Source organism: Streptomyces sp. NPDC037401 (assembly GCF_055602345.1).
On the sequence record NZ_JBVJWO010000082.1, the window covers coordinates 1 to 2,125 of the forward strand.

General features: G+C 67.8%; 2 pseudogenes. One reads left to right on the forward strand and one right to left on the reverse strand.

Annotation, left to right across the window (positions count from 1 at the left end):
- Window positions 1-98 precede the first annotated feature (98 nt).
- Window positions 99-461: pseudogene (locus tag ACZ7H1_RS37285) on the forward strand (transposase family protein); the annotation flags it as partial.
- Window positions 462-1,468: 1,007 nt separating this feature from the next.
- Here the strand turns inward: ACZ7H1_RS37285 and ACZ7H1_RS37290 are convergent.
- Window positions 1,469-2,102 (reverse strand): annotated as a pseudogene (locus ACZ7H1_RS37290) (ABC transporter ATP-binding protein); the annotation flags it as partial.
- Between the last annotated feature and the right edge of the window lie 23 nt (window positions 2,103-2,125).

Consider the following 2,125-nt stretch of genomic DNA (forward strand, 5'->3'; position numbering starts at 1 on the left):
GGCGTCTTAGACGAGTAAGTCCGAAGTCTTTGGGCGCATGAAGCGAGGGTCTCGTTGATCCGTTTGCGACGACAGATCTCGAAACCCTCGCGGCAGCACTGTACGTGAGGATTGATGACTCTCTGGCAGGAACGCGGTGGCGAGGCCGGCCGCCGAGGCTGACGGATGCCGAGCTGTTGACGCTCGCGCTCATGCAGGCCGTCCTCGGCTTCGCCTCCGAGGCCCGCTGGCTGCGGTTCGCCCGCCGACACCTGTCCACCGAGTTCCTCTACCTGCCCGAGCAGTCCGGCTACAACAAGCGCCTGCGGTCCGCGAACACGCTGATCAGCCGGTTCATCCGTAACCTGGCCCGGGACACCGACCTGTGGCGCGACGACGTGTGGATCGTGGACTCCACCCCTGTGGAGTGTGCCCGCTCACGCCCGACGGCCACACGCTCGGAGCTTGCGGGCTGGGCCGGTTAGGGCTACTGCGCCTCGCACCCACGGTTCTTCTGGGGCTTGCGTCTACACCTGCGTCACCGCGGGCCCGGCCCGCATCTCACGGTCCCAGGCCGGATTCGGTGGACGCCCAGTTGAAGCCGGAGCCGTCGCACGTGCGGCGGGAGAAAGCCCTGCGCTGCCGAGGGGGGCGTATCGGCGTCACCGCACCGCTCACATCACTCAGGATGCGCCCAAAAGGGTCAAGTGCCACTCTGAAGAACGGATCGGACAGGGAGAAAAGAGATTCCCATGCCTCCCCCACGCACCCATTGCCGCATCACGGCGAGGCCAGGGCCAGGGCTGTTTGTCCAGGCCTCATGTCCATCCCGATGGCGCAATTCGCGTGCCTGCAGCGGAAAACTCGCAGTTCTACGACAGGGAGTGCGGAAACATGGTGAGAATTCTCAAGCGTCACCGCATGCTCACTGCTACCTCAGCGGTTCTCGCCGCAGCGGCGGGAAGCATTCTGGTCCCCACCGCCGCGGACGCCGTCCCGGCACAGCCCTCACAGGAATGCAAGTCGGGGTACGTGTGGCGCGAGGCCACGGGCTCCGGGGACCGTGTCTGTGTCACTCCCGGCACTCGTGCCCAGGCCCGGGAGGACAACGCCCAGGCCGCCAACCGCCGGGTAAGTGCCACGGACCCGACGTGCAAGTCGGGCTATGTGTGGCGCGAGGCCACTCCCAACGACCTGGTCTGTGTAACCCCCGGTACCCGGGCCCAGACCAAGGACGACAACGCCCATGCCGCGAGCCGCGTGCGCTGAATCCCGCCAGCCCGGCACCACACGGCGCCTGAGATCCCGTCCGATCCCCATTCGGACGGGATCTCCTTGCCTGTCCCGCACCACAACGAAAGCGCACACGGAGGGAGGAGCGAGGTCCGCTGCATCCGGCCTCGGCCCGCGGCACAACGGGCAAGGTGCAGGGGTGCCAGGAGGCATCGCCCACGGGCTCCTGGTCCGTACGCGTCGGACCGTGCAGGTCCGGGTCGTCGTTGAGGAAGCCGCCCGACTGGTGCTGCCAGCTTCGCGTAGGCGCCATCGGAGGCGCGCAACTCCTGGTGGGATGCTCTGCTCGACGATCCGCCCGCGATCGAGGACGACGAGCCGGTCCATGTGGGCCACCGGGCTGAGGCGATGTGCCACCACCAGTGCCGTCCGCCCCTCCATCAGACGCCGCAACGCCTCCTGGACGAGGATCTCGCTCTCGGAGTCCAGGGCACTGGTCGCCTCGTCCAGCAACAGGATCGGGGCGTCCCGCAGGATCACCCTGGCGAGCACGACACGATGACGATGCCTCTCCCCGGAGAGCTCGACGCCGCGGTCACCGACCATGGTGTCGAGGCCGCAGGGCAGGGCGTCCGCGAACTCCGTGACATGCGCCGCCTGGGCCGTGCGGCGGATCTCGGCCTCGGTGGCTTCCGGCTGGCGAACGCGATGTTCTCCCGCAGGGTGGGGTGGAACATCGCCGGGTCCTGCGGCCCGTAGGCCATCAGGCCGCGCAGGTCGCTCTGGCGCAGCCTGCTGATGTCCTGGCCTCCGATCAGGATCCGGCCCACGTCGATGTCCGTCATCCGCAGCAGCAGTCGGGTGAGCGTGGTCTTGCCTGACCTGCCCAACCGTCACGGCAAACACCGTTGCA